The organism is Streptomyces sp. NPDC090499, from assembly GCF_044769305.1.
Taxonomy (GTDB): Bacteria; Actinomycetota; Actinomycetes; order Streptomycetales; family Streptomycetaceae; genus Streptomyces.
In genome coordinates this window covers 82,516-108,731 of record NZ_JBIVXP010000001.1, presented here as the reverse complement: position 1 = coordinate 108,731, position 26,216 = coordinate 82,516, and the positions used below count along the sequence as shown (strand labels likewise).

The following is a 26,216-nucleotide window of genomic DNA, read 5'->3' as shown; positions in this document are numbered from 1 at the left end:
CGTGCGAAGGGCCGGACGCGGTGTGGTCCACCGAACCACACCGAGCCCGATTACGTAACACGGGGAAAACCTGAAACCGGTGCGACGCGGGAACAATCCAGCCAGCATCCGCACACGCACGCTCAGGGGACGAGGAGTTCGACCATGTCCGAGACGCAGAAGGCGGCCCGGCCGCAGGGGGCCGCGCCACCTGCCGGGAACGGCGTCGACCGGTTCTTCAGGATCTCCGAACGGGGATCCACCTTCGGCCGGGAGATACGCGGCGGCTTCGCCACGTTCTTCACCATGGCCTACATCCTTGTCCTGAACCCCATCATCCTCGGCAGCGCCAAGGACAAGTTCGGCCACACCCTCGACACCGGCCAACTCGTCACCGCCACCGCACTGGTGGCCTGCGTGATGACGGTCGTCATGGGCGTCGGCGGCAACCTGCCGCTCGCGATCGCGGCCGGACTCGGCCTCAACGCCGTCGTGGCCTTCCAGCTCGCGCCGCTGATGAGCTGGTCCGACGCGATGGGCCTGGTCGTCCTCGAGGGCCTGCTGATCTGCGTGCTGGTCCTGACCGGCCTGCGCGAGGCGATCATGAACGCCATCCCGCAGCAGCTGAAGCAGGCCATCGGCGTCGGCATCGGCCTGTTCATCGCGTTCATCGGCTTCGTCGACGCGGGCTTCGTCAGCCGGATCCCGGACGCGGCCGACACCACCGTGCCGGTGCAGCTCGGCGCCGTCGGACGGCTCACCGGCTGGCCCGTGCTCGTCTTCTGTGCCGGCGTGCTCCTGACCATCGCGCTGGTCGCGCGGAAGGTGAAGGGCGCGATCCTGATCAGCATCGTCACGATGACCCTGGTGGCGATCGTCATCAACTCCGCCGCCGACATCAAGAGCTGGGGCCTGACCACGCCGAAGATCCCCGACAAGGTCGTGGGCACGCCCGACTTCGGGCTCATCGGCCACTTCAGCCTGTTCGGCGGCTTCGGCAAGGCCGGCGTCCTCACCGCCGTACTGCTCGTCTTCACCCTGATCCTGTCCGACTTCTTCGACGCCATGGGCACGATCGTCGGCATCAGCGCGGAGGCCGGGCTGCTCGACGAACAGGGGCAGGTGCCGGGCATCGGGCGGGTGCTCTTCATCGACGGCGCGGCGGCGGTGGCCGGCGGGCTCGGCTCGGCCTCCTCCAACACGGCGTACATCGAGTCGGCGGCGGGGGTGGGCGAGGGGGCCCGCACCGGCTTCGCCAACCTGATCACCGGCGGCATGTTCGGCCTGGCGCTCTTCCTGACCCCGCTGCTCACCATCGTCCCGCTGCAGGCGGCGGCGCCCGCGCTGATCGCCGTGGGCTTCCTGATGATGACCCACGTCAAGCACATCGACTGGGACAGGTACGAGATCGCCATCCCGGCGTTCCTGACGATCGCCGCGATGCCGTTCACCTACTCCATCACCGACGGCATCGGGGCGGGGTTCCTGGCGTACGTCGTGATCAAGGCGGTGCTGGGGAAGGCGAAGGAGGTCAACTGGCTGCTGTGGGCCGTGTCGGCGCTGTTCCTGGTGTACTTCGCGATCGATCCGGTGGAGCAGGTGCTGGGTGTGAAGTAGGGGCGGGGCGCGAGGGTGCGTGGTCGGCCGCGGGTTCGTCGTGGCTGGTCGCGCCCGCGCGGCGGTAGCCGCAAATCGACTACCGCCCCGCGCCCCTGACGGGCGCTTCAGGTCGGGGCGTTACTTCAGAGCCGCCTCCATCATCGCCTTCGCCACCGGCGCCGCCAGGCCGTTGCCGCTGACCTCCGACCGGGCCGCGTCCGACTGCTCGACCATCACCGCCACCGCGACCTCCTTGCCGGTGCTGTCGGACTTGCCGTACGACGTGAACCAGGCGTACGGCGTCTTGCTGTTGTTCTCACCGTGCTGGGCGGTGCCCGTCTTGCCGCCGACCGTCACCCCGTCGATGAGCGCGTTCGTACCCGTGCCCTGCTTGACGACCGTCTCCATCGCGGACTGCAGCTGTTCCGCGGTCGAGGAGCTGACGATCTCCGTGCTGCTCGTGTCGTCGTCGTAGTTCTTCAGCACGTCGCCGCCGCTGTCGGTGATCTGCGAGACCATATGCGGGGAGACCAGCTTGCCGCCGTTGGCTATGGCGGCCGACACCATGGCCATCTGGAGCGGGGTCGCCGTGACGTCGAACTGGCCGATGCCGGAGAGGCCGGTCTGGGCCTTGTCCATGTCCGACGGGTAGACGCTGGCGTAGGCCCGCACCGGCACGTCCTGCTGCTGGTCGTTGAAGCCGAACTTCTCGGCCATCGCCCGCACCTTGTCCTGGCCCAGGTCGACGGCCATCTTGCCGAAGACGTTGTTGCAGGAGTACTGGAGAGCCACCCGGATCGGGGCGTTCTCGCAGGGCGCGGACGTGCTCTCGTTCCGCAGCGGGGTCGTGGTGCCGGGCAGGGTGTACGGGTTGGGGCTGTCGGTCTTGGTGTCGACGTTCGCGTAGAGGCCGTCCTCCAGGGCCGCCGCCGCGACCACCAGCTTGAACGTCGAACCCGGCGGCAGCGGCTGGCGCAGCGCCCGGTTGGTGAGCGGCTTGTCGCTGTCGGCGTTCAGCTTCTTCCAGGCCGTACCGGCGGTGTTGGCGTCGGTGAGCGAGGAGGGGTCGTACGACGGTGTCGACACGACCGCGAGGATCTTTCCGGTCTTCGGGTCGATCGCGACGGCGCCGCCCTTCTTGTCGCCGAGCGCCTGGTACGCCGCCTTCTGGACGGCCGGGTCGATCGTCGTGATCACGTTGCCCGGTTCGGCGCGCTCGCCGGTGACCGTGTCCATGACGGTCTTGAGCCGGGTGTCGGTGCCGTTGAGCAGGTCCTGGTAGATGCCCTCCAGCTGGGTCGGGGCGTAGGCCTGTGAGGCGTAGCCCGTCACCGCCGCGTACAGCTTGCCGTTCGTGTACGTGCGCTTGTACTTGAGGTCGCTGTTGCTCAGGGTCTGTGCCGAGCCGGTGATCGACTCACCGGCCACGATGATGTTCCCGAGCGGCTGCGAGTACGTCTCGATGGCGTTGCGCCGGTTGTTGGTGTTGTCCGCGAGGGCCTGGCCGTCGTAGAACTGCACCCATGTCGCCCTGACCAGCAGAGCGAGCACGAGCAGCAGCGCGAAGACGGACGCCCGCCTGATCGTCTTGTTCATCCCGCTCAGACAGACGAGCGAAAGCGGGGTGTGCGTTCCCGGTCGGCCGCATTCTCATCGCCCGCTCATGCGGGCCGCCGGGCCGCCGCCGGGGTCAGAGCCGCCGGGTGGCCAGTGTCAGGCGGTCCCGCGCGTCGAACAGGGCGTCCTTGATCATCTGCTCGTGGCCGGGGGTGAGGCGGGCCACCGGGACCGAGCAGCTGATCGCGTCGCGGGCCGGGGTGCGGTAGGGGATCGCCACCCCGAAGCAGCGCAGCCCCAGCGTGTTCTCCTCGCGGTCGATCGCGAAGCCCTGCTCGCGGATCTGGTGCAGCTCCTCGATGAGCTTCTCGCGGTCGGTGAGGGTGTGCTCGGTGAGCGCAGGCAGCGTCTCCGGCAGCAGCTTGCGGACCTGCTCGTCGGTGTGGGTGGCGAGCAGCGCCTTGCCGAGCGAGGTGGAGTGCGCGGGCAGCCGGCGGCCGACCCGGGTGAAGGGGCGCAGGTAGTGCTGCGACTGGCGGGTGGCGAGGTAGACCACGTTCGTGCCGTCGAGGCGCGCCAGGTGGATGGTCTCCGTGGTGTCGTCGGAGAGCCGGTCCAGGGTCGGCCGGGCCGCCGCGACCACCTCGTCGCCGTCGATGTACGACGTGCCGACCAGCAGTGCCCGCACCCCGATGCCGTACCGGGTGCCGGTCGCGTCCGTCTCCACCCAGCCCAGCTCCACCAGGGTGCGCAGCAACATGTAGAGGCTGGACTTGGGATACCCGACGGCCTCCTGGACGGCCGCGAGGGAGTGCATACCGGGCCGGCCGGCGAAGTACTCCAGCAACTCCACGGTCCGCACCGCGGACTTGACCTGTGCCCCGCCGCCTGTCTCGCCTGCCGACATCGCCCTTGACCCCTTCGTTGGACGAGAAACCGAGGTTATAGTCTCCAACAGCATATTCATCATCAGAGACAGCGTTCAGTATATCGAACGTCGCTGGTGAACGACCCGGATATGACCTGAATATGACCCGGATACTGCGGCAGAACGCAATCATGGAGGGACCCGCGGTGGCAGCAGCACCAGTCTGGAGCGTCGACCCGCGCACCGGGAAGCAGCGTGAACAGGTTGCGGTGGAGGCCACAGCCGAGGAGGTCGACGCCGTCGCCACGGCCGCGCACGCCGCCCGCGGCTCCCTCGCCGACCGCACGGTCCGCGCGGCCTTCCTGCGCTCGGCCGCCGCCGGACTCGACGCGGCCAAGGACCGGCTGGTCGAGACCGCCGACGCGGAGACCGCGCTCGGCCCCGTCCGGCTGACCGGGGAACTCGCCCGTACCGTCTACCAGCTGCGGGCGTTCGCGGACATCGTCGACGAGGGCGCCTTCCTCGACGTCATCATCAACCACCCCGACGCCACCGCCACCCCGCCGATCCCGGACCTGCGCCGCTACAAGGTCCCGCTGGGCGTCGTCGCCGTCTACTCGGCCTCCAACTTCCCCTTCGCCTTCTCCGTCGCCGGCGGCGACACCGCGAGCGCGCTGGCCGCCGGGAACCCGGTCGTCGTCAAGGCCCACCCCGACCACCCGGCCCTGTCCGAACTGGTCGCGAAGGTGCTGCGCCGGGCCGCGGCCGGACACGGCATCCCCGAGGCCGTGGTCGGTCTCGTGCACGGCTTCGAGGCCGGCATCGAGCTGATCAGGCACCCGCTGATCGCCGCCGCGGGCTTCACCGGTTCCGTCCGGGGCGGGCGCGCGCTCTTCGACGCGGCCGCCGCGCGTCCGGTGCCGGTCCCCTTCCACGGCGAGCTGGGCTCCCTGAACCCGGTCCTCGTCACCGAGGCCGCGGCCACCGAGCGGGCCGAGGAGATCGGCACCGGGCTCGCCGGGTCGATGACCATGGGCGTCGGGCAGTTCTGCGTGAAGCCGGGTCTGGTGCTGGTGCCGGCCGGTGCCGCCGGTGACGGCCTGGTCAAGTCCCTCACGGACGCGGTCAGCAACACCGACGCGGGCGTGCTGCTCGACCACCGGATGCGGGACAACTTCGTCGCCGGGGTCGCCGAGCGCACCGGACTCCCCGACGTGGAGAGCCCGGTGACGCCGGGCGCGGGCGGCGAGCACACCGTGAGCGCCGGGTTCCTGACGGTACCGGCGGCCCGGCTCGCCGAGGCCGGGGCGTACGACCTGCTCCTGGAGGAGTGCTTCGGGCCGGTGACCGTGGTGGTCCGCTACGAGGACCGGGGTGAGGCGGCGGCGGTGCTGTCCCGGCTGCCGGGAAACCTCACGGCGACGGTGCACGTCTCCGCCGAGGAGGCCGCGGGGGAGGGACTGGGGGCGGAGATCCTGGCGGAGCTGACGCCGCTGGCGGGCCGCGTGCTGGTGAACGGGTGGCCGACGGGGGTCGCCGTGGCCCCGGCCCAGCATCATGGCGGGCCCTACCCGGCCACCACCTCCACGTCGACCTCCGTGGGCGGTACGGCCATCGAGCGGTGGCTGCGGCCGGTGGCCTACCAGGGCGCGCCCGCCGCTCTGCTGCCGGCCGAGTTGAAGGACGAGAACCCGCTGGGGCTTCCCCGGCGGTTCAACGGGGTGCTGGAGCGGTAGCGCCGTGGGGGTGCGGGGCTCGTCGGCGACTGCGGGTGCTCCGTGGTTGCCCACGACGTTCCCCGCGCCCCTCCGGGGCGCGTGCACCTGACACAATCCGACCATGGACGTCGAACTTCCCGAACTTCCCTTTCCCCTCCGTACCTACGGGCCCGACGGGCACTGGTTCCACGAGGAGGGGGTGCTCACCGGGTGGGCCGGGGCCCGGCAGGACCGGTTCGTGTCGCCCACCGGGGAGGCGCTGGACCCCGCCTCGGACGCACCCCGGCTGCTGGGGGCGCCCGAAGGGGACTTCCAGCTGATCGCCCGGGTCACCGTCGGGTTCGGTGCCGCCTTCGACGCCGGTGTGCTGTACGTGCACGTCGGCGACCGGGCCTGGGCCAAGCTCTGTCTGGAGAACTCCCCGGACGTGCCCACCGTCTGCACGGTGGTCACCCGGGGGCACTCGGACGACGCCAACGCCTTCACCGTGGAGGGGAGTTCGGTCTGGCTGCGGATCAGCCGGACCGGCCGGGCATTCGCCTTCCACGCCTCCCGGGACGGCAAGAAGTGGGTCTTCGTGCGGCTCTTCACCCTCGGCGGCGAGAAGGAGACCGAGGGCGCGCTGGTCGGCTTCATGACCCAGTCGCCGATGGGGGAGGGGTGCGTGGTGACCTACGACCACATCGAGTTCAGGCCCGACTGGCCGGCCGACCTGCGCGACGGAAGCTGAGGGCGAAGCTCCCCACGGGGCGCTCCGCTCCGCCGGCTCGGAACCGGCGCGGACCCGGGCTCGTCCTCTGGTGCATGATCAGTGACCGTGTGAAAGGGCTGCGGGTGATCCGTACCGCGCTGTCCGCCGAGGCGGAGACCATCGCCGCGCTGCACCACCGGGCCCGGTCGACGTACTACCCGGACGGCCTCCCGGACGACGGTGTCGACTGGACGGCCGCCTGGCGCGGCGCCGTCGAGCGGCCGGACGGGCAGGTGCTGTGCGTGGTGGAGGCGGGGGCGGTCATCGGGGTCGCCTCGTTCCGCACCCCGGAGGGCGCCGGTGCCGAAACGGTCAAGCTGTTCCAGTTCCACGTCGACCCCGGGCACTGGCGGGCCGGGGTCGGCACCGCCCTGCACGCCGCCTGTCTGGAGCAGTGGCGGGCCGAGGGCAGACGGACCGCGGTGCTGGACGTGCACGTGGACAACCGGCGGGCCCAGGCCTTCTACGCCCGCCAGGGCTGGGTGCCGGACCCGGACTACCGGCCTGCCGAGGGGGACCACCACCTGTACCTGCGGTACGCGGTGGGCGGGGGCCGAGGGGAATGAAGGGGTCTGTTTGAAGGTTCAGGCAGTTGCAAGACTTCCGGTCGCTACCTGGAGAGCCGAGAACATGCGCGTCGAGATCTGGTCCGATATCGCTTGCCCCTGGTGCTATGTCGGAAAGGCGCGCTTCGAGAAGGCGCTCGCCGCATTCCCGCACCGCGACGACGTCGAGGTCGTGCACCGCTCCTTCGAGCTGGACCCCGGCCGGGCCAAGGACGACGTCCAGCCGGTGCTGGCCATGCTCAGCAAGAAGTACGGCATGAGCGAGGCCCAGGCCCAGGCGGGCGAGGAGAACCTGGGAGCGCAGGCCGCCGCCGAGGGTCTCGAGTACCGGACCCGGGGCCGCGACCACGGCAACACCTTCGACATGCACCGGCTGCTGCACTTCGCCAAGGAGCAGGGCCGCCAGGACGAGCTGGTCCAGATCCTCTACCGGGCGAACTTCGCCGAGGAGCGGTCCCTCTTCAGCGAGGGCGAGGACCGGCTCGTGGAGCTGGCCGTGGAGGCCGGGCTGGACGCGGCGGCCGTGCGCGCGGTCCTCGCCGACCCCTCCCGGTACGCCGACGAGGTCCGCGCCGACGAGCGCGAGGCCGCCGAGCTCGGTGCGAACGGAGTGCCGTTCTTCGTCCTCGACCGGAAGTACGGGGTCTCGGGGGCCCAGCCCGCCGAGGTGTTCACGCAGGCGCTCACCCAGGCCTGGGGCGCGCGTTCGCCGCTGAAGCTGATCGACGAGGGCGGCGCGGAGGCCTGCGGGCCGGACGGGTGCGCGGTCCCGCAGCACTGAGAAGGGCCAGGTCAGGGGCTTCGTATAAGCATCGCTTGGTGGATCCCCGTAGAAATCCGCAATGGACGGGGGGTTCACCGGGCCGCAGAGTGGACGCATGGAGACCACGGAGACGTTCGAGAGCCTCGTCCGCGCCGAGTTCGCCCCGAAGACCATCTACCTCAACACGGCCGGCAACAGCCTGCTGCCCGCCCGCACCGTGGCCGCCCTGCACGAGGCGGCGCTGCTGCGGGCCGAGGGCCGGCCGCTGACCCCGCTGTACGAGGACGTGGAGGCGTGCCGGGCTGCCTACGCCCGGCTCGCCGGCGTCCCGGCGACCCGGGTCGCGGCGGGCGCCTCGGTCGCCGCGCACTCCGGCGTGATCGCCGCCTCGCTGCCGGCCGGCGCCGAAGTCCTCACCGCCGAGGACGACTTCACCTCCGTACTGAACCCGTTCCACGTCCGCGGCGACCTCAAGGTCCGCGCGGTGCCGCTGGAGCGCATCGCGGACTCCGTCCGTCCGGACACCGCCCTCGTCGCGGTCAGCGCGGTCCAGTCGGCGGACGGCCGGCTCGCCGACCTGCCCGCGCTGCGTGAGGCCGCCCGCGCCCACGGGGCCCGCACCTACGTCGACTTCTCCCAGGCCGCCGGCTGGCTGCCGATGGACGCCGACGCCCACGACTTCACCGCGTCCGTCTCCTTCAAGTGGCTGCTCGGCCCGCACGGCGTGGCCTTCCTCGTGCTCCCCGAGGACTTCGGCGGGCTGAGCCCGCTGCTCGCGGGCTGGGTCGCGGGCGAGGAGCCGTGGGACAGCTGCTACGGCCCGGTCGCCGAACTCGCCCACTCCGCCCGGCGGTTCGACCTCACCCACGCCCTGTTCACGTTCGCCGGCCTGCGCCGCTCGCTCGACCTGATCGAGGAACTCGGCCTGCCCGCCGTGCACGCCCACGACGTGGGCCTCGCCGACCGGTTCCGGGCCGGGCTCGCGGCCCTCGGGCACGAGCCGGTGCCCGCCCCCGGCTCGGCGATCGTCTCGGTCCCCGGGCTCGGCGGCCGCCAGCCCGAACTGAGCCGGGCCGGCATCGAGGTCTCCGACCGTGCGGGCAACCTCCGCGCGGCCTTCCACCTCTTCAACACGCCCGCCGACGTGGACCGCCTGCTCGACGCCCTCGCGGGCTGACCCCGGCGGCCCCGCCCGCTCAGGTCCGCGCCGCGGTTCCCCGGGCCCAGGTCGGCCTCCACCAGCACCGCCCGCCGGTCCGCCGGGTACGGCCGCTGCCGGACCCGGCTGGCCTGCTGCGGCCGCTGGGGCATCCTGGTCACCGTGGAAGGGGGGCGGATCAGGTCGCGTACTGCCCGTGAACACCCGCGGCGGCCGGTGGCAGCCGTACGCGGCCGGACCCGCCGCCCTTTCCGGGGGAGGCGGGTCCGGCCGCGTTACGGGGCCTTGCACGCCGGGTCCGGAGTGTGGTCCCACGACACCTCGCGGGCCCGGCGTGCGTCTGTGTTCTGCCCGGTCAGCCCTGGTGCGGGATCACCGGATGGGGGTGAAGTCCCGGGCCCCGACGAACTCCGGCCGGCGCACCGGCGCCGCGAACGGCTCCACCGCCGTGTTCTCCACGCTGTTGAACACGATGAAGACGTTGCTGCGCGGGAACGGCGTGATGTTGTCGCCGGAGCCGTGCATGCAGTTGCAGTCGAACCAGGTCGCCGACCCGGCCCTGCCGGTGAACAGCCTGATGCCGTGCCGCGAGGCCAGTTCCGTCAGCGCCTCGTCCGACGGGGTGCCCGCGTCCTGCATCTGCAGCGACTTCTTGTAGTTGTCCTCGGGCGTGGCGCCGGCGCAGCCCAGGAACGTCCGGTGCGAGCCCGGCATGATCATCAGGCCGCCGTTGGTGTCGTGGTTCTCGGTCAGGGCGATCGAGACGGACACCGTGCGCATGTTCGGCAGGCCGTCCTCGGCGTGCCAGGTCTCGAAGTCCGAGTGCCAGTAGAAGCCGCTGGCGCCGAACCCCGGCTTGACGTTGATCCGGGACTGGTGGACGTACACGTCCGAGCCGAGGATCTGCCGGGCCCGGCCGACCACCCGCTCGTCGCGCACCAGGTTCGCGAACACCTCGCTGATCCGGTGCACCTCGAAGACGGACCGGATCTCCTTGGACGTCGGCTCCACGATCGAGCGTTCGTCGGCCCGGATCGCCGGGTCGGTGATCAGCCGCTCCAGCTCCCGCCGGTACACGGCGACCTCGTCGTCCGCGATGAGCTGGTCGACGGTGAGGAAGCCGTCGCGCTCGAAGGCCTCCAGCCGGTCGGTGGCGATCGGGCCGGGCGCGCCGGGCGCCGACCAGACGACCGGGTCCTTGCGGGGGACGGCGACCTCGGCGGGGCCGCGGCTCGGGTAGAGGTCGGTGATGGTGGTCATGGTCAGCCCTCCTCCGTCAGCAGGGGATAGACGCCGTTCTCGTCGTGGTCCTCCCGGCCGGTGACCGGCGGGTTGAACACGCAGACGCAGCGGAAGTCCTCCTTGACGCGCAGCGAGTGCCGCTCGTGCCCGTCGAGGAGGTACATGGTCCCGGGGGTGATCGTGTAGGACGTCCCGGTCTCGTGGTCGGTCAGCTCGGCCTCGCCCTCGACGCAGACGACGGCCTCGACGTGGTTGGCGTACCACATCGTCGTCTCGGTGCCCGCGTAGAGGATCGTCTCGTGCAGCGAGAAGCCGACCCGCTCCTTCGCGAGGACGATGCGCTTGCTCTCCCAGGTCCCGGACGCGGACTTCACATGCCGGTCGGTGCCTTCGATCTCCTTGAACGAACGGACGATCACGGTGGTGTACAGCCTCCTTGGTTGTGATCCGGTCAGACGGTTTCGCGGACGGCGCGGGCGAGGATGCTCAGCCCCTCGTCCAGTTCGTCCGGGGTGACGGTCAGGGCGGGCAGCAGCTTGACGACCTCGCTCTCCGGCCCCGACGTCTCGATGAGCAGCCCGAGTTCGAAGGCGCGCTTGGCGATCCGCCCGGCCCGCTCCTTGTCGTGGAACTCCAGGCCCCACACCAGGCCCCGCCCCCGGTACTCGCGCACGTCGGCCAGGTTCTCCTCGACGATCGCGATGAGTCCCTGCTCGACCTGCTCGCCCTTGGCCCGGGTCTGCTTCTCCATCGCCGGGCCGTCGGTCCAGTAGCTCTCCAGGGCGGCGGCCGCGGTGACGAAGGCGGGGTTGTTGCCGCGGAAGGTGCCGTTGTGCTCGCCCGGTTCCCACACGTCCAGTTCGGGCCGGAACAGGCACAGCGACATCGGCAGTCCGTAGCCGCTGATGGACTTGGACACGGTGACGATGTCCGGGACGATCCCCGACTCCTCGAAGGAGAAGAAGGCACCGGTGCGTCCGCAGCCCATCTGGATGTCGTCGACGATCAGCAGCATGTCCTGCCGCTCGCAGAGCGCCTTGAGGGCGCGCAGCCACTCGGGCCGGGCGACGTTGATGCCGCCCTCGCCCTGCACGGTCTCCACGATCACCGCGGCCGGCTTGTTCAGCCCGGACCCCTGGTCCTCCAGCAGCCGCTCGAACCACAGGAAGTCCGGCACGGTCCCGTCGAAGTAGTTGTCGAACGGCATCGGTGTCCCGTGCACCAGCGGCACCCCGGCCCCGGCCCGCTTGAACGCGTTGCCGGTGACGGCGAGCGAGCCGAGGGACATCCCGTGGAAGGCGTTGGTGAACGACACGATCGCCTCGCGCCCCTTCACCTTCCGGGCGAGCTTGAGCGCCGACTCGACGGCGTTCGTCCCCGTCGGCCCCGGGAACATGACCTTGTACGGCAGCCCGCGCGGTCGCAGCACCAGGTCCTGGAACGTCTGCAGGAACGACCGCTTGGCCGTGGTCGACATGTCGAGGCCGTGGGTGACGCCGTCCCGTTCCAGGTAGTCGAGCAGCGCCCGTTTCAGTACGGGGTTGTTGTGGCCGTAGTTGAGTGACCCGGCGCCGGCGAAGAAGTCGAGGTATGCGTGGCCGTCCTCGTCGTACATGCGGCTGCCCCGGGCCCGGTCGAACACGGTCGGCCAGCTGCGGCAGTAGCTGCGGACCTCGGACTCCAGGGTCTCGAAGACGCTGAGGTCGGGCTGGGTGATGGTCACGGCGGGGCTCCTCAGTGCGATGTGGGGGTCAAGGGGCCTATGCGGTACAGGACTTCGGGGTGGTGCGGACCGTCGGGGAACTCGCCGGCCTCGAACAGCACGGTGCGCTCGACGGCGGCGCCGTGCCGGGCGGCGAACGAGGTGAACAGGCGCTCGGAGGCGGTGTTGCCGGGCGTGATGGTGGTCTCGACGGCGGTGAGCGGCCGGTCGGCCGCCACCCGTGCGGTGAGCCCGTCCAGCAGCCGCGCCGCGATGCCGCGGCCGCGCTGCGCGGCGTCCACGGCCACCTGCCAGACGAGCAGCGTGTCCGGCTGGTCCGGCCGGGTGTATCCGGTCACGAACCCGACGGGCTCGCCGTCCGTGCCGCGCGCCACCGCCGAGGTGCCGGCGAAATCCCGGCACCACAGCAGATAGCTGTACGAGGAGTTCAGATCGAGGCTTCCGGATTCCTTGGCGATACGCCAGAGAGCGGCACCGTCGGTCACCAGCGGGCGGTCGACGATCAGGTCTGCTTGTGGGGCAGTCATGCGAATTGAATTTAGCGAGGCAAATGCAAAAATGCACGGCGGGTGTCGCGAGTGGCCGAATCTGGACTGTCCATATGTCCCTATATGCACCGCAACAAATCGGGCAAATCGTGCCGTCGTGTGGAGTGTGTCACAGGGTTGAAACCTGGACGAAATTCCCCCCGTTTAGCTACGCAAAAAGCGGGCAGAAGAACTCGGGTAAGCCATCCACCGAAAAGGAATTCGAGATTTCCTTGAATTCAGGCGCCGGTAACGCCGTCTGCCCGCTCCCGAAACCCGTCCGCCCGCTACCGCCAGGCGGACTCCACCGCCCGCCGGGCGCCCTCCGGGTCCACCGGCAGCCCCCGCTTCGCCAGCCCCGCGCCGATCGCCGCAAGGCTCGACCGCACGGCACCGGCCGTCGCGTCCACCCCGTAGTGGTTGACCCGGATCATCTCCCCGGCCAGGGCGCCCCCGCCCGCGGCCAGCGGCAGGGTGCCGTCGCCGGCCAGGGCCTCGGCGACCAGTTCCGACGCCACCGCGCCCGACGGCACCCGCAACGTCGTGGCGACCGGCGCCGCGTCGGTCTCCGCGTACACGTACGGCTCCAGGCCGCCGCCGAGGGCCACCGCCCCGGCCCGGGTGGCCAGCGCGGCCGTCCGGTGCCGGGCCATCACGGTCTCCAGGCCGTCCGTCTCGATCCGCTCGACGCAGGCCTCCAGCGCCAGCATCTCCAGCTGCGCCGGTGCGTGCAGCAGCGCCGTGCGGCCACCGTCCACCCAGCGCTCCTTCCAGTCCAGCAGGGAGAGGTAGGAGCGGCGCGGGGCGTTCGGGTTCGCCGCCATCCGGGCCCAGGCCCGTGCGCTCACCGACACCGCCGAGACGCCGGCCGGGCCGCCCATCGCCTTCTGCGCCCCGATCACGCACAGGTCCACGCCCCACGCGTCCGGCAGCACCGGCTCGGCCCCGACCGAGGCGACCGCGTCCAGGTAGAAGAGGGCGCCGTGGGCCCGTACCACCTCGCCGATCTCCGCGACCGGGTTGGTGTTGCCGGTCGCGGCCTCCGCGTGCACCAGGGACACGAAGTCGATCTCCGGGTGCGCGGCGAAGGCCTCCCGGACCTGTCCGGGCGTCACCGCCGTGTGGAAGGGCACCGCGAGGTCGATCACCGTCGCGCCGCAGTCGCGCAGCCAGTTCCCGAACGTCTGCCCGTACGGGCCGGTGATCACGTTCAGTGCGGTCGTCCCCGGCCCGGCCGCCGCCCTGATCGCGCCCTCCAGGGGCAGCAGCGCCTCGCCCTGCATGATCACGACGTCCTGGCGGGTGTCCAGCAACCGGGCCACCCGGTCCTCGATCGCGGCGAAGCGGGCGGCGGTCAGCGGGGGCAGGTCGAGGAAGGGGTGGGTCACGGCGGTGCTCTCCTCAGTCACGGCAGGTGGATCAAGACGAGCGTAACCGGCGCCCCTCCAGCGCTCCGACCGGCGACTTCTTAGGCTGGACGATCGCCATGCCATCGGTTTGGTTTGGGAAACCCAAACATCTCCTTATAATCGGAACCCGTAGAACCGGAATCCAAAGCTCCCTCACAGATCACCGGGAGCTTCCCCACAGACTCACGGGAGGTCTCGTGACCACGCTCCTCGGGCGCCGCCGGGCTCGCGCCCTGGCCGCCGCCACCGCCGCGGCCGGGCTGGCCCTCGTGGCCGGCTGCACGTCGAGCGGCAACGGCTCCAGCGCCTCCAGGACCGCAGCCGGCGGCGTCGAGCTCGTCAAGGCCGGTCAGCTCACCACCTGCACCCACCTTCCGTACCCGCCGTTCCAGTCGGAGATCGACGGCAAGGTGCAGGGCTTCGACGTGTCGATGATCGACCTGGTCGCCAAGAACCTCGGCGTGAAGCAGCAGATCCTCGACACGCCGTTCGAGAACTTCAAGACCGGCGCCTTCCTCAACTCCGGCGAGTGCGACCTGGCCGCGGCCGGCATGACCATCACCGCCGAGCGGAAGAAGAACGTCGACTTCTCCGCCCCGTACTTCGCCGCCACCCAGGCCCTCCTCGTCGACAAGAACAGCGGCATCACCTCGCTCGCCGACGCCAAGGCCAAGAAGGTGAAGCTCGGCGCCCAGGCGCAGACCACCGGCGAGGACTACGTCAGCAGGCAGGGCTTCGACCCGGTCTCCTTCGAGTCCTCCGACGCCGTCCTCAACGGCCTGCGCACCGGCCAGGTCAAGGCCGTCGTCATCGACTACCCGGTGGTCCAGGGCTGGCTGAAGGACAAGGCCAACGCGGCCGCCTTCCAGGTCGCCGACAACATCAACACCGGCGAGCAGTACGGCTTCACGGTGAAGAAGGGCAACACCAAGCTGCTCGCCGCCGTCGACAAGGCGATCGCCGACGCCAAGGCCGACGGCTCGTACAAGAAGCTGTACGAGAAGTGGATCGGTCCCTACGACGCCGCTGCCGCGTCCCCCGCCGGCTCATGACCGCAGGTACGGACACGGAACTCCAGCCGCGCCGCAAGGGCCTGTCCCGCCGGCAGAAGCGCCGGCTGTCGCGCGGTGCGCAGTACGTCCTCTTCGTCGCCGCCGTTGCCGCCTTCGCCGCCGGCGCCGACTGGGGACGGCTGCAGAACCAGTTCGCCCAGTGGGACATCGCCCGGCAGATGTTCCCGGACGTCATCACGCTGGCGCTGAAGAACACCGTGCTCTACACGGTGTCCGGCTTCGCCGTCGGCCTGGCGCTCGGCATGGTGATAGCGCTCATGCGGCTGTCGTCGGTCGGCCCCTACCGCTGGCTGGCCGGCATCTACATCGAGATCTTCCGCGGCCTGCCCGCCCTGCTGATCTTCATCTTCATCGGCGTCGCCGTCCCGCTCGCCTTCCCCGGCACCGAGATCGTCGGCGGCACCTACGGCAAGGTGGCCCTCGCCCTCGGCCTGGTCGCCGCCGCCTACATGGCCGAGACGATCCGCGCGGGCATCCAGGCGGTCCCCAGGGGACAGCTGGAGGCAGCCCGTTCGCTGGGCTTCTCACCGGCCCGCGCCATGGTCTCGATCGTCGTCCCGCAGGCGTTCCGCATCATCCTCCCGCCGCTGACCAACGAACTGGTGCTCCTCTTCAAGGACTCCTCCCTGGTCCTCTTCCTCGGCGTCACCCTGGAGGAGCGCGAACTGTCCAAGTACGGCCGCGACCTGGCCAGTACGACCGCCAACTCCACGCCGATCCTCGTCGCCGGCCTGTGCTACCTGCTGGTCACGATCCCGCTCGGCTTCGTCGTGCGCCGCATGGAGGCGAAGGCCCAGGAGGCCGTCAAGTGAGCCGACCCGAGATCGAGGTGAAGGGCCTGCACAAGTCCTTCGGCGACAACGAGGTGCTGCGCGGCATCGACCTGGAGATCGGCCAGGGCGAGGTCGTCTGCGTCATCGGCCCGTCCGGCTCCGGCAAGTCCACCCTGCTGCGCTGCGTCAACCTGCTGGAAGAGCCCACCCAGGGGCAGGTGTTCGTCGGCGGCACCGAGTTGACGGACCCGGACGTCGACATCGACGCCGTGCGCCGCCGGATCGGCATGGTCTTCCAGCAGTTCAACCTGTTCCCGCACCTCACGGTCACCGAGAACCTGACCCTGCCGCAACGCCGGGTGCTGCGCCGGGACAAGGCGACGGCAGCACGGGTCGCCGCGGAGAACCTCGCCCGCGTGGGGCTCACCGAGAAGGCGGACGCCTACCCCGCCGCCCTCTCCGGCGGCCAGCAGCAGCGGGTGGCGATCGCCCGCTCGCTGTCCATGGGCCCCGAGGTGATGCTCTTCGACGAGCCGACCTCCGCCCTCGACCCGGAGCTGGTCGGGGACGTCCTGGCGGTGATGCGGATGCTGGCGCGGGAGGGCATGACCATGATGGTGGTCACCCACGAGATGAGCTTCGCCCGCGAGGTCGCCGACCGGGTGGTCTTCATGGACGGGGGAGTCGTGGTCGAGGACGGCACGCCGGACCAGGTCATCGGCAACCCCACCCACGACCGCACCCGCCACTTCCTCTCCCGGCTCCTGGACCCGGCCATGGCCCAGGTGGAGGAGGAGACCTCGGACCAGGCGGGTCCGTAGCGGTCCGCCGGGGTACCCGCAGCCCCGGCTGTCCGTGCCTTGCGCGAGGGTTCGGGCCTGGACGCACAGCACGCGGAACGCCACGGCGGACGGCTGCTGAGCCGCATCATGGCGGGACTGCCGGTCGCCCTAGGCTGAGCCCCATGAGCGATCAGGCGGTGCTGCACGTGAAGGGCAGGGTCCTCGTGGGCCCCGAGGACGTCCGCGACGAGCTGTGGGTGGTGGACGGCCGGGTCTCCTACGACCGGCCCGCCGGCGCCCGTGACATCCGGACCGTGGCGGGCTGGGCGCTCCCCGGTCTCGTCGACGCCCACTGCCACGTCGGCCTCGGCCCGCACGGCCCGGTCGACGCGGCGACGGCCGAGAAGCAGGCCCTCACCGACCGCGAGGCCGGCACCCTCCTCATCCGGGACGCCGGCTCGCCGTCCGACACCCGCTGGGTCGACGAGCGCGACGACCTCCCGAAGATCGTCCGGGCCGGCCGGCACATCGCCCGCACCCGCCGCTACATCAGGAACTTCGCCCACGAGATCGAGCCGGACGACCTGGTCGGGTACGTCGCCCAGGAGGCCCGGCGCGGCGACGGCTGGGTCAAGCTGGTCGGCGACTGGATCGACCGCGACCTCGGCGACCTGGCCCCCAGCTGGCCCCGGGACGCCGTCGAGGCGGCCATCGCCGAGGCGCACCGGCTCGGCGCCCGGGTCACCGCCCACTGCTTCGCCGAGAACTCGCTGCAGGACCTGGTCGAGGCCGGCATCGACTGCATCGAGCACGCCACGGGACTGACCGAGGACCTGATCCCCCTCTTCGCCGCCCACGGCGTCGCGATCGTCCCCACCCTCGTCAACATCGCCACCTTCCCGGACCTGGCGGCGGGCGGCGAGGCCAGGTTCCCCCGCTGGGCGGCCCACATGCGCCGGCTGTACGAGCGCCGCTACGACACCGTCCGGGCCGCCTACGACGCCGGGATCCCGGTGTACGTCGGCACCGACGCCGGCGGCAGCCTGGCCCACGGCCTGGTCGCGGGCGAGGTCGCCGAACTCGTCACCGCCGGGATCCCGCCCCTCGACGCGCTCGCGGCGACCAGCTGGGCGGCCCGCGCCTGGCTCGGCAGGCCCGGCCTGGAGGAGGGCGCGCCGGCGGACCTGGTGGTGTACGAGAGCGACCCGCGCGCGGACGTGCGCGTCCTTACGTCCCCCCGGAGAGTGGTGCTGAACGGGCAGGTCGTGGAGTAAGGGAACTCCTGTGCCGACCGACTCGAATACCTGCACGGAAAGTCCACTATTGAGTGAAGTGACGCAGGATTGCTGCCTGTTCACCCACAGTGCGTAATTCTTGGCGGGTCCCGAGCAAGTTTCCTCTGGGGGTCCCACCACCTTGAACAGCGACACATTCCGTACGCCCGCACGCCGTCTCGCGACCCTCGCGACCGCCACGGCCCTGGCCGCCGGTCCCGCGGCCCTGGCCGGGGCGGGCACCGCACACGCGACCACCGACCACGGTCGCGCGAGCGCGGTCGTCCTGCGCACCGGGCTCGACGTCTCCCTCCTCAGCAAGACCGTGAACGTCCCGCTCGCGGTCTCCCTGAACGAGGTCCAGGCACCGCAGAGCGCCGACCGGACAGCGCTCACCGCCACCCTCGACGGGGTCGACGGCGGCAAGCCGTTCAACGTCCTCGGCGCGGAGGCCGCCTCGGCGAAGGCGACCGTCTCGGCCGACCGCGCCGAGGCCGCCGTCCACCTCGCCCACGCCCGGCTGCACCTGCCGGGCCTGCCCCTGCTGTCCCTCGTCGAACTCGACACGGTCACGTCCAAGGCCACCTGCGAGACCGGCAGGCGGCCGGAGGCCGACGCCAACGTGGTCGGTGCCGTCACCGTGCTCGGCAAGCGCGTGACGCTGAGCGCGGGCGGCCCCACCGACGTCAGGGTCCCCGGCGTCGGCGAGGTCCGCCTCGACCTGTCCAAGCGCGAGACGACCTCGACCACGGCAGCGGCCAGCGCCCTCGAACTCAGGGTCTCCATCAACCCGCTGAAGCTCAACGTGGCCGAGGTGGAGGGGACGGTGACGCTGGCGAAGGCGACGTGCGAAACGCCCCCCGACCCCGAGGCCGCTCCGGGAGCCCCTGGCGACCCTGCCGACTCTGCCGACCCCACGGACCCCGCCGACCCCGCCGACCCCGCCGACCCCGCCGACCCGGCGTCCGACGTGAAGGTCCAGGGCGCCCCGGCGAAGGAGACCACCAAGCTGGCGGAAACGGGCGGCAGTTCGGCGACGCCGTACGTCGTGGGAGGATCGCTGGCGCTGGTAGCAGCAGGCGGAGGAGCGGTCGCTGTGGCCCGACGCCGCCGCTGACGCCCTGCTTTGTGCCTTTAGGGGCGCGGGGAACTGCGCGACCAGCCCCAACGCACCCGCGGCTGCCCACGGTCCGCAGTTCCCCCTGCAATCACGCCCGTATCAACATCAACGCCTGATCAAGCGCCTGCAGGAACCGGTTCACCGTCACCCGGTCCCGCACCGCGATCCGCACCCACTCCTCGTCCAGCCCGGGAAACGTGTCCCCCCGCCGCACGGCGTACCCCAGCACCCGCAGCTGGCGCCGCACGGCCGCCGCCCCCGCCATCCGGACGAGCACGAACGGCCCCTCCGCGGGCCCCGCCACCCGCACCCCCTCCGGCGCGAACTCCTCGAGTCCCGCCACCAGATGCGCCCGGTCCGCGGCGACCCGGTGCGCCGCGTGCGCCGCCTCCGCCAGCGCGCGCGGCGCCACACACGCCTCGGCCGCGGCCAGCGCCGGCGTGGACACCGGCCACAACGGCTGCGCCCGCGCCAACTCGGCGACGATCTCCGGCGCGGCCAGCACGTACCCGATCCGCAGCCCGGCCAGCCCCCACGTCTTCGTCAGGCTCCGCAGCACCACCAGACCCGGCACGTCGGTCCGCCCGGCCAGCGCCTCCCGCTCGCCCGGCACCGCGTCCATGAACGCCTCGTCGACCACGAGCGTCCGCCCCGGACGGGCGAGCCGGGCGATCGCCCCGGCCGGATGCAGCACCGACGTCGGGTTGGTCGGATTGCCGATCACCACCAGGTCGGCGTCCTCCGGTACGGCCGCCGGATCCAGCCGGAACCCGTCCGCCTCCCGCAGCAGCACCCGGTCCACGGTGTGCCCGGCGTCCCGCAGCGCCGCCTCCGGCTCGGTGAACTGCGGGTGCACCACCACCGGCCGGCGCACCTTCAGCGCCCGCGCCAGCAGCACGAACGCCTCCGCGGCGCCCGCCGTCAGCAGCACCCGCTCCACCGGCAGCCCGTGCCGTGCCGCGACCGCCGCCCGCGCCGCCCGCCCGTCCGGGTAGGCGGCGAGCCCGCCCAGCGACTCCGCTATCCGCTCCCGCAGCCAGACCGGGGGAGTGCCGGTCCGCACGTTGACGGCGAGGTCGACGAGGGCCGGACCGCCGTCCCGGACCTCGGCGTCGCCGTGGTGCCGCAGATCGTGCCCGCCTCCGGAGCCTCTGTCGCCTCCGGCGCTGTCGGAACCGACGGAACCGTCCTCAGTGTGCATGCGCGTGCCCGCCATGATGATGGTGTCCGTGTCCGTGGTGGTGGCCGTCGTCGTCCGGGTGGAAGTGCGGCTGCTGCGGCAGCCCGACCCTGTCCTCGAAGCCGGGCAGCGCGATCCGGTACACGCACGAGTCGCAGTTCATCCGCAGATCACCCTCGACCGCCTCCCGGTACCGCTCCATCACCAGGTCCAGCAGCTCCGGCTCGGGCCCGACGACGTCCGCCGAACGCACCTCGATCTCCGGGTGCGCGGCCGCCCAGCCCTCGGTCTGCTGCCGCACCCGGTCCGGCAGGATCCCGGTGAAGAGAAAGTACGGCAGGACGACGATCCGGCGCGCCCCCAGTTTCAGACACCGGTCGAGACCGCTCGGCACGTCCGGTGCCGCCAGCGACACGAACGCCGTCTCCACCCCCGCGTACCCGCGTCCCTCCCAGAGCAGCCGGGCCGCCTTGTGCACCTCGGCGTTGGCGTCGGGGTCCGTCGAACCCCGGCCCACCAGGAGCACGGTCACGTCGGCACGGTCCCGCGCGGCCCGCGAGGAGCTGCCCAGCGCCTCGTCCAGGCGCCGTTCGAGGACCGACAGCAGGGAGGGGTGGGGCCCGAGCGGACGGCCGTAGGTGTACGAGATCCCCGGGTGCCGCTCCTTCTCCCGGGCCAGCGCGGCCGGGATGTCGCCCTTGGCGTGTCCGGCGGAGACCAGCATCAGCGGTACCGCGGCGAACCGCCGTACGCCCTGCTCCACCAGTTCGGCCACGGCGTCGCCGAGCGGCGGCGGGGACAGCTCGATGAAGCCGCCCGCGACGGGCAGTTCGGGGTGGCGGCGCCCCAGCTCCCGCACGAAGTCGCGGAACGCCTCGGCCCCGGCTTCGTCCCGGGTTCCGTGGCCGGCGATGAGCAGGGCGGGCGGGGTGGTCACAGGGTCTCCTCGGAAGTGGGGTGGTACAGCAGGGCGTTGAGTGCGGCGGCGGCGACCGCCGAGCCGCCCTTCTCGGACACGTTGCTGACGGCGGGCAGCCCGCTCTCGCGCAGCGCGGCCTTGGACTCGACGGCGCCGACGAAACCGACGGGCAGGCCGATGACGAGCGCGGGGGCCGCGTCCAGCGTCAGCAGCTCCTCCAGCGCGGTCGGCGCGTTGCCGATCACCCACAGGGCGCCGGGCCCGACCTGCTCGTAGGCGAGCCGGATCGCGTGTGCCGAACGGGTCAGGCCGGGACCGGCCCCGGCGTCGCGCAGCCGGCACACCGTCGCCCGGCGGGTGATCCCGGCGGCGACCATCTCGACGTCCACGACGACCGGCGCCCCGGCGTGCAGCGCGGCGTGCGCCTTCACCAGGTCGGCCTCGTCGGTCACCAGGTCGGTCGCGTACGCCAGGTCGGCGGCGGAGTGCACGACCCGCTCCACCACCGCCCGGGTCAGCGGCGGGAAGTGCGAGGTGTCCAGGCGGGCACGCAGCCGCCGGTAGGACTCCGCCTCGATGGGATGGACGACCCGGTTCACCTGTCCTCCTCCCGGGTGCTCTGCTGCCAGCGGTAGCCGCGCGGGGTGACCATGCGCCCGGCGACGTTCCGGGTCGCCGTGTTGCCCACGGTCACGACGGTCATCATGTCGACCCACGCCGGGTCCAGCGCGGCCAGGGTGGTCAGCCGGCTCGACTCGTCGGGGCGCGAGGCGTTGCGTACGACCCCGACGGGTGTCGTCGGCTCCCGGTGCCCGGCGAGGATCGCGAGCGCCTTGGGCAGCTGCCAGTCGCGGCCCCGGGAACGCGGGTTGTAGAACGTCACGACGATGTCCGCCTCGGCCGCCGCGCGCACCCGGCGCTCGATGACCTCCCACGGCGTGTGCAGGTCGGACAGGCTGATCGAGACGTGGTCGTGGCCGAGCGGCGCGCCGAGGACCGCCCCGGCCGCGAGCGCGGCGGTGACACCGGGTACACCGATCACGTCGATGTCGTCGGAGGCCTCGGCGAGCGCGGGGGAGGCCATCGCGTACACGCCCGCGTCCCCGCTGCCGATCAGCGCGACGGCCTGCCCGGCCCGCGCCTCGGCGACCGCGGTACGCGCCCGCTCCTCCTCGGCGCCGAGCCCCGACTCCAGGATCCGGGTGCCGGGCCGCAGCAGGTCACGGATCTGGTCGACGTACTGGTCGAGGCCGACGAGCACGGCGGCGCGCCGGAGTTCGGCCCTGGCGCGCGGGGTGAGCAGGTCCCGGGCGCCGGGACCGAGCCCGACGACCGCGAGCCGGCCGCGCGCCGGACGCCGTACGACCGCGCAGGTCGCCATGGCGGCCCGGCCGTCCTCCCGCTGCGAATTCCGCTTGGGGACGAGGAGTTCGCCGCCCCGCGCGAGGGCCGCCGCCTCGGCGACCGAGGGGGTGCCGACGGCGGCGAGGGGGGCGTCCGAGGGGTTGGGGACCTGCACTCCTGCCAGCTCCTCGGCGGAGTACGTCACCAGCGGCACCCCGAGCCGCGCGGCCGCCTCGACGAGCCCGGGTTCCCCGGACTTCGCGTCGACCGTGGCGAGTTCGGCGATGCTGCGCGGCGAAAGACCCGCGTCCCGCAACGCCGCCTCGACGAGGCCGAGCACCTCGTCGACCGGGGCGCCCTTCGAGGCGCCGACGCCGACGACGAGGGACGGCGGCCGCAACAGCACCTCGTTCCCCGCGGGTTCGACCGCGCGGTCGGTCAGCCGGACGGCGAAGGCGCCCTCCTCCGCCAGCGGCAGCGGCGGCAGCGGCCACGCCGACTCGGCGTGCAGCGCGACCGGTTCGCCGTCCAGCAGGGCCCGGGACACGGCCGCCACGGAGCCCTCGACCGGGAGGCCGAGGGTGTCGAGGCCGGGCAGCCCGACCGAGTCGGTCGCGGTGGTCACCACCGGCTGCGCGGCCAGCAGCTCGCCGACCTCTCGGGCGAGTTCGTTCGCGCCACCGCCGTGCCCGCCGACCAGGGACACGGCGAACCGGCCGCCCTCGTCGACGCACACCACGCCCGGGTCGGTCGCCTTCCCGCCCAGCAGCGGGGCGATCAGCCGGACCACCGCACCCGTGGCCAGGAAACACACCAGCTGCTCGCACTCCGCGAACGCGGACCGGACGGCGTCCTTGACGGGGCCGTCGTACACCCGCGTGCGGTCCGGCCACGCCGCGGCCAGCCGGTCGCGTGCCGCCGCCCCCGCCGCGGTGGCGGAAATGAGGCCGATCACTGGGCAACTCCTTCTTGAGACAAGGGGGTTCGTGTCCCGGTTCGTGTTCCGGTTCGTGTTCCGGTTCGTGTTCCCCACAGCAGGAACACGGGGTTGGTCGCCGCCAGCCGGGTCACGTCACCCGGCAGCGGCGCGAGACGGGAGGACTGCAGCAGCACCCCGTCGCAGGAGAACCCGGCACCGGTGAGCGCCGCCCGTGCCGCCGGTACCCGGTCCAGGGCGGCCATCGCGACCACCACGGTCCGCCGGGCGCGCGCGGCGCAGGCGGCGACGATCGCGGGCAGTTCCGTCCCGCCCCCGCCGACGAACACGGCGTCGGGGTCGGGGAGTCCGGCCAGGGCGCCCGGTGCCATGTCACACACCACATCCACGTACACCCCGTGCGCCCGCGCGTTGGCCGCGATCCGCTGCACCCCGTCCGCCGCCTTCTCCACCGCGACGACGGCGGCGCCGAGCCGCGCGCACTCCACCGCCACCGACCCGGACCCCGCGCCGACGTCCCAGACCAGGTCGCCGAGGCGGGGCCCGAGCCGGGCCAGGGCCAGCGCCCGTACCTCGAACTTGGTGATCATCGAGTCGCGGTGGGCGAACTCGTCCTCGGCGAGCGCCCACCCGGCGGGTTCCGCCCGGCCGCCCGCCACTGTCCGCACCGCGCTCAGCGCCCGTGACCCGTCGAGGCAGAGGACGACACTCACGGCCGTACCCCAGTCCCGCGCGGCGGCCTCGGCCGGGGTGACCCGCTCCACCCGCTCCCGTTCCGGATCACCGAGCGCGCTCGCCACGACCAGCAGCCGGTCCGCGGGCACCGCGGCCCCCAGCTCGGCCGGCCCGGCGCCCGGCCCGGTCAGCACGGCGACCTTGGGATGCGCCCGGCAGGCATGGACCGCCGTCCGCAGCTCCCGCCCGTGCGCGCTGACCACCACCGCGTCGTCCCAGGGCAGCCCGACACGCGCGAAGGCGGCGGCCACGGAGGACACACCGGGGCGCACGTCCAGCGCCGCCGCCCCGAACCGCTCGGCCAGCGCCCGCACGATCCCGAAGAACCCGGGGTCGCCGGAGGCCAGCACGACCACCCGGTGCCCCTTGTCCAGATGCCGTTCGACGACGTCCAGGGCCGGTGCCAGCGGACCGAGCACCACCCGCTCGGCATCCTCCGGAACCGGCGCGGCCGCCAGGTGCCGGCGCCCGCCGACGACCAGCCGGGCGCCGGCCAGCACGCCGGGCGGCAGCGGGGCGCCCGTTCCGGTACCGACGACCGTGATCATGTACTGGCCCCCCGCTCGCGCAGCTCCCGCCGCGCCTCCGGGTCGGCCTTGCGGAAGCCGTGGAAGTGGCCGGGGTGGTAGAGGTGCGAGCGGGTGCCGTGGGCGGCCAGGGCCGGCCCGACCAGGAAGAGGGTGTGCTTCCAGAGCCTGTGCTCCTTGACCGTCTCCTCCAGCGTCTCGATCGTGCACCGCACGACCAGCTCCTCCGGCCAGGTCGCCTGATAGGCCACGACGACCGGGGTGGACGTCGGGTAGCCGCCCTCCAGCAGCTCGCGCACCAGCTGCCCGCTGCGCGCGGCGGAGAGGAAGATCGCCATCGTCGTCCCGTGCCGGGCGAACTCCCGTACCTCCTCCCCGGGCGGCATCGGCGTCTTGCCGCCGCCCAGCCGGGTGAGGACGACGGACTGCGCCACCTCGGGAACGGTCAGCTCGCGCTGGGCCAGCGCGGCCACCGCGGAGAAGGAGGAGACGCCGGGCACGATCTCGACCTCGATGCCGATGCCCGCACACCGGTCGACCTGCTCCTGGGTGCCGCCCCAGAGCGCCGGATCCCCGGAGTGGATCCGGGCGACCCGCAGCCCGTGGGTGTGCGCCCTCTCGTAGACGGCGACCACGTCCTCCAGCGACATCGTCGCGGAGTCGAGGACCTCCGCGTCCTTGCGCGCGTGCTGCAGGACCTCCGCCTGGACCAGGCTCGCGGCCCAGATCACGACGTCGGCCTCGGCGATCGCGCGCGCGGCCCGGAACGTCAGCAGATCGGCGGCGCCGGGGCCGGCACCGACGAAGGTCACCTTGCCGGCGGGGGCGACGCCGGAGGCGGTGTCGGCGGCAGTGGCAGAGGCGGCGGCATCGGCCATGGAAATTCGGTCCTCTCTGGACAAAGGGTGTTACTGGTGGTGCTGGATGTGCGCTGAGGCGGGTCGATCGGATAGCAAGGGGACATGGCGGTCTTCGTCGCGCTCGGCGCGTTCCTGATGACGCTGGCCGGCGGCTGGACGGCACAGCGTGTGACCGACCGTCGTCATCTGGTCCTCGGACTGGCCGGCGGTCTGATGCTCGGGGTGGTCGGCCTCGACCTGCTGCCGGAGGCGCTGCGCGCGGCCGGCCGCCAGGTCTTCGGCGTACCGGCCGCCCTGCTGCTGTTCGTGGCGGGCTTCCTGCTGGCCCATCTGGTGGAACGCACCCTGGCCCTCCGCCAGGCCGCGCACGGCGCCGACGAGCACGCGCACCGGGCGCCCGAGGTGGGCCTGACGGCGGCCGGCGCGATGGTCGGCCACAGCGCGATGGACGGCGTGGCGATCGGCGCGGCCTTCCAGGTGGGCGGCGGCATGGGCGCGGCGGTGGCGCTCGCGGTCGTCGCGCACGACTTCGCGGACGGCTTCAACACGTTCACGATCACGAGCCTGTACGGCAACGCGCGCCGCCGGGCGATAGCGATGCTGGTCGCCGACGCCTGCGCACCGGTCCTCGGCGCCCTCTCCACGATCTTCTTCACCATCCCGGAGGCCCTGCTCGGCGGCTATCTCGGCCTCTTCGGCGGCGTCCTGCTCTACCTGGCCGCCGCCGAGATCCTCCCCGAGGCCCACCACGAGCACCCGGCCCGCTCCACGCTGCTGTGCACGGTCGCCGGCGCGGCCTTCATCTGGCTGGTGGTGGGCATCTCCAGCTGA

At 72.2% G+C, this 26,216-nt stretch carries 25 protein-coding genes; 12 read left to right on the top strand and 13 right to left on the bottom strand.

All coding sequences use genetic code 11. The features are described from left to right. The first annotated feature begins 144 nt into the window (after positions 1-144). A complete protein-coding gene (locus ACIQVL_RS00530; protein ID WP_403435307.1) occupies positions 145-1,596 on the top strand; it encodes an NCS2 family permease in 1,452 nt (483 codons plus the stop codon). A gap of 120 nt (positions 1,597-1,716) precedes the next feature. On the opposite strand, the gene ACIQVL_RS00525 is transcribed toward ACIQVL_RS00530, so the two are convergent. After that, positions 1,717-3,174 carry a peptidoglycan D,D-transpeptidase FtsI family protein gene (locus ACIQVL_RS00525; protein ID WP_403473887.1) on the bottom strand — a complete coding sequence of 486 codons (1,458 nt, stop codon included), beginning with the start codon at positions 3,172-3,174 and terminating at the stop codon, positions 1,717-1,719. Between the two features lie 94 nt (positions 3,175-3,268). Next, positions 3,269-4,042 (bottom strand): IclR family transcriptional regulator, encoded by a 774-nt coding sequence (locus tag ACIQVL_RS00520; protein WP_093504618.1) that lies wholly within the window; start codon positions 4,040-4,042, stop codon positions 3,269-3,271. Positions 4,043-4,209: 167 nt separating this feature from the next. On the opposite strand from ACIQVL_RS00520, the gene ACIQVL_RS00515 reads away from it, so the two are divergent. The 5 genes from ACIQVL_RS00515 (at position 4,210) to ACIQVL_RS00495 (ending at position 8,978) form a co-directional block, all read left to right on the top strand. Beyond that, on the top strand, positions 4,210-5,739 hold the full coding sequence (locus ACIQVL_RS00515) for an aldehyde dehydrogenase (NADP(+)) (RefSeq protein WP_403473886.1): 1,530 nt from the start codon (positions 4,210-4,212) through the stop codon (positions 5,737-5,739). 103 nt (positions 5,740-5,842) lie between these two features. Continuing rightward, positions 5,843-6,451: a DUF1349 domain-containing protein gene (locus ACIQVL_RS00510; RefSeq protein ID WP_403435314.1), complete on the top strand. Its 609-nt coding sequence runs from the start codon at positions 5,843-5,845 to the stop codon at positions 6,449-6,451. A 74-nt stretch (positions 6,452-6,525) separates the two neighbouring features. Continuing rightward, positions 6,526-7,038 (top strand): GNAT family N-acetyltransferase, encoded by a 513-nt coding sequence (locus ACIQVL_RS00505; protein WP_403473885.1) that lies wholly within the window; start codon positions 6,526-6,528, stop codon positions 7,036-7,038. A gap of 64 nt (positions 7,039-7,102) precedes the next feature. After that, positions 7,103-7,819, top strand: a complete 717-nt coding sequence (locus tag ACIQVL_RS00500) for a DsbA family oxidoreductase (protein WP_403473884.1) — start codon at positions 7,103-7,105, stop codon at positions 7,817-7,819. Positions 7,820-7,916: 97 nt separating this feature from the next. Then, complete coding sequence (locus ACIQVL_RS00495) at positions 7,917-8,978, top strand: aminotransferase class V-fold PLP-dependent enzyme (protein WP_403435320.1); 1,062 nt, start codon at positions 7,917-7,919, stop codon at positions 8,976-8,978. 354 nt (positions 8,979-9,332) lie between these two features. On the opposite strand, the gene thpD is transcribed toward ACIQVL_RS00495, so the two are convergent. The 5 genes from thpD to ACIQVL_RS00470 form a co-directional block, all read right to left on the bottom strand. Next, positions 9,333-10,220 carry an ectoine hydroxylase gene (gene thpD / locus ACIQVL_RS00490; protein ID WP_403435322.1) on the bottom strand — a complete coding sequence of 296 codons (888 nt, stop codon included), beginning with the start codon at positions 10,218-10,220 and terminating at the stop codon, positions 9,333-9,335. Positions 10,221-10,222: 2 nt separating this feature from the next. Next, the gene (locus tag ACIQVL_RS00485) at positions 10,223-10,621 is read right to left on the bottom strand and encodes an ectoine synthase (RefSeq protein WP_403435324.1); all 399 of its coding nucleotides are present in this window, start codon (positions 10,619-10,621) and stop codon (positions 10,223-10,225) included. A gap of 32 nt (positions 10,622-10,653) precedes the next feature. Further along, positions 10,654-11,925 carry a diaminobutyrate--2-oxoglutarate transaminase gene (gene ectB, locus ACIQVL_RS00480; protein ID WP_403435326.1) on the bottom strand — a complete coding sequence of 424 codons (1,272 nt, stop codon included), beginning with the start codon at positions 11,923-11,925 and terminating at the stop codon, positions 10,654-10,656. 11 nt (positions 11,926-11,936) lie between these two features. Then, on the bottom strand, positions 11,937-12,452 hold the full coding sequence (gene ectA, locus ACIQVL_RS00475; protein ID WP_403435328.1) for a diaminobutyrate acetyltransferase: 516 nt from the start codon (positions 12,450-12,452) through the stop codon (positions 11,937-11,939). 287 nt (positions 12,453-12,739) lie between these two features. Next, complete coding sequence (locus tag ACIQVL_RS00470; RefSeq protein WP_403474775.1) at positions 12,740-13,840, bottom strand: pyridoxal-phosphate-dependent aminotransferase family protein; 1,101 nt, start codon at positions 13,838-13,840, stop codon at positions 12,740-12,742. Positions 13,841-14,058: 218 nt separating this feature from the next. On the opposite strand from ACIQVL_RS00470, the gene ACIQVL_RS00465 reads away from it, so the two are divergent. The 5 genes from ACIQVL_RS00465 (at position 14,059) to ACIQVL_RS00445 (ending at position 18,880) form a co-directional block, all read left to right on the top strand. Further along, positions 14,059-14,913, top strand: coding sequence for an ABC transporter substrate-binding protein (locus ACIQVL_RS00465; protein ID WP_403473883.1), 855 nt, complete (start codon positions 14,059-14,061; stop codon positions 14,911-14,913). Continuing rightward, a complete protein-coding gene (locus tag ACIQVL_RS00460; protein WP_403435332.1) occupies positions 14,910-15,746 on the top strand; it encodes an amino acid ABC transporter permease in 837 nt (278 codons plus the stop codon). The genes ACIQVL_RS00465 and ACIQVL_RS00460 overlap by 4 nt, the downstream gene beginning before the upstream one ends. Next, a complete protein-coding gene (locus tag ACIQVL_RS00455; protein WP_403435334.1) occupies positions 15,743-16,528 on the top strand; it encodes an amino acid ABC transporter ATP-binding protein in 786 nt (261 codons plus the stop codon). The genes ACIQVL_RS00460 and ACIQVL_RS00455 overlap by 4 nt, the downstream gene beginning before the upstream one ends. A gap of 143 nt (positions 16,529-16,671) precedes the next feature. Continuing rightward, positions 16,672-17,763, top strand: coding sequence for an amidohydrolase family protein (locus tag ACIQVL_RS00450; RefSeq protein WP_403473882.1), 1,092 nt, complete (start codon positions 16,672-16,674; stop codon positions 17,761-17,763). Between the two features lie 142 nt (positions 17,764-17,905). Continuing rightward, on the top strand, positions 17,906-18,880 hold the full coding sequence (locus ACIQVL_RS00445; protein ID WP_403473881.1) for an SCO1860 family LAETG-anchored protein: 975 nt from the start codon (positions 17,906-17,908) through the stop codon (positions 18,878-18,880). A 91-nt stretch (positions 18,881-18,971) separates the two neighbouring features. Here ACIQVL_RS00445 and cobC read toward each other — a convergent pair whose 3' ends face one another. Genes cobC through cobM form a run of 6 tightly spaced genes read right to left on the bottom strand, consistent with a single transcriptional unit; the run spans position 18,972 to position 25,403 of the window. After that, positions 18,972-20,084: an Rv2231c family pyridoxal phosphate-dependent protein CobC gene (gene cobC / locus ACIQVL_RS00440; RefSeq protein WP_403473880.1), complete on the bottom strand. Its 1,113-nt coding sequence runs from the start codon at positions 20,082-20,084 to the stop codon at positions 18,972-18,974. Next, entirely contained in the window at positions 20,074-21,000 is a 927-nt protein-coding gene (locus ACIQVL_RS00435) for a sirohydrochlorin chelatase (protein WP_403473879.1), read from the bottom strand. The genes cobC and ACIQVL_RS00435 overlap by 11 nt, the downstream gene beginning before the upstream one ends. Next, complete coding sequence (locus tag ACIQVL_RS00430) at positions 20,997-21,581, bottom strand: precorrin-8X methylmutase (RefSeq protein ID WP_403473878.1); 585 nt, start codon at positions 21,579-21,581, stop codon at positions 20,997-20,999. Before ACIQVL_RS00430 ends, ACIQVL_RS00435 begins: the two co-directional genes overlap by 4 nt. Then, positions 21,578-23,281, bottom strand: coding sequence for a precorrin-3B C(17)-methyltransferase (cobJ, locus tag ACIQVL_RS00425; protein ID WP_403473877.1), 1,704 nt, complete (start codon positions 23,279-23,281; stop codon positions 21,578-21,580). Before cobJ ends, ACIQVL_RS00430 begins: the two co-directional genes overlap by 4 nt. Next, positions 23,278-24,546, bottom strand: a complete 1,269-nt coding sequence (cbiE, locus tag ACIQVL_RS00420; RefSeq protein WP_403473876.1) for a precorrin-6y C5,15-methyltransferase (decarboxylating) subunit CbiE — start codon at positions 24,544-24,546, stop codon at positions 23,278-23,280. The genes cobJ and cbiE overlap by 4 nt, the downstream gene beginning before the upstream one ends. Beyond that, positions 24,543-25,403 (bottom strand): precorrin-4 C(11)-methyltransferase, encoded by an 861-nt coding sequence (gene cobM / locus ACIQVL_RS00415; protein ID WP_403473875.1) that lies wholly within the window; start codon positions 25,401-25,403, stop codon positions 24,543-24,545. Before cobM ends, cbiE begins: the two co-directional genes overlap by 4 nt. Before the next feature lie 84 nt (positions 25,404-25,487). Here cobM and ACIQVL_RS00410 point away from each other — a divergent pair, with 84 nt between their 5' ends. Then, positions 25,488-26,216 (top strand): ZIP family metal transporter, encoded by a 729-nt coding sequence (locus tag ACIQVL_RS00410; protein ID WP_403435352.1) that lies wholly within the window; start codon positions 25,488-25,490, stop codon positions 26,214-26,216.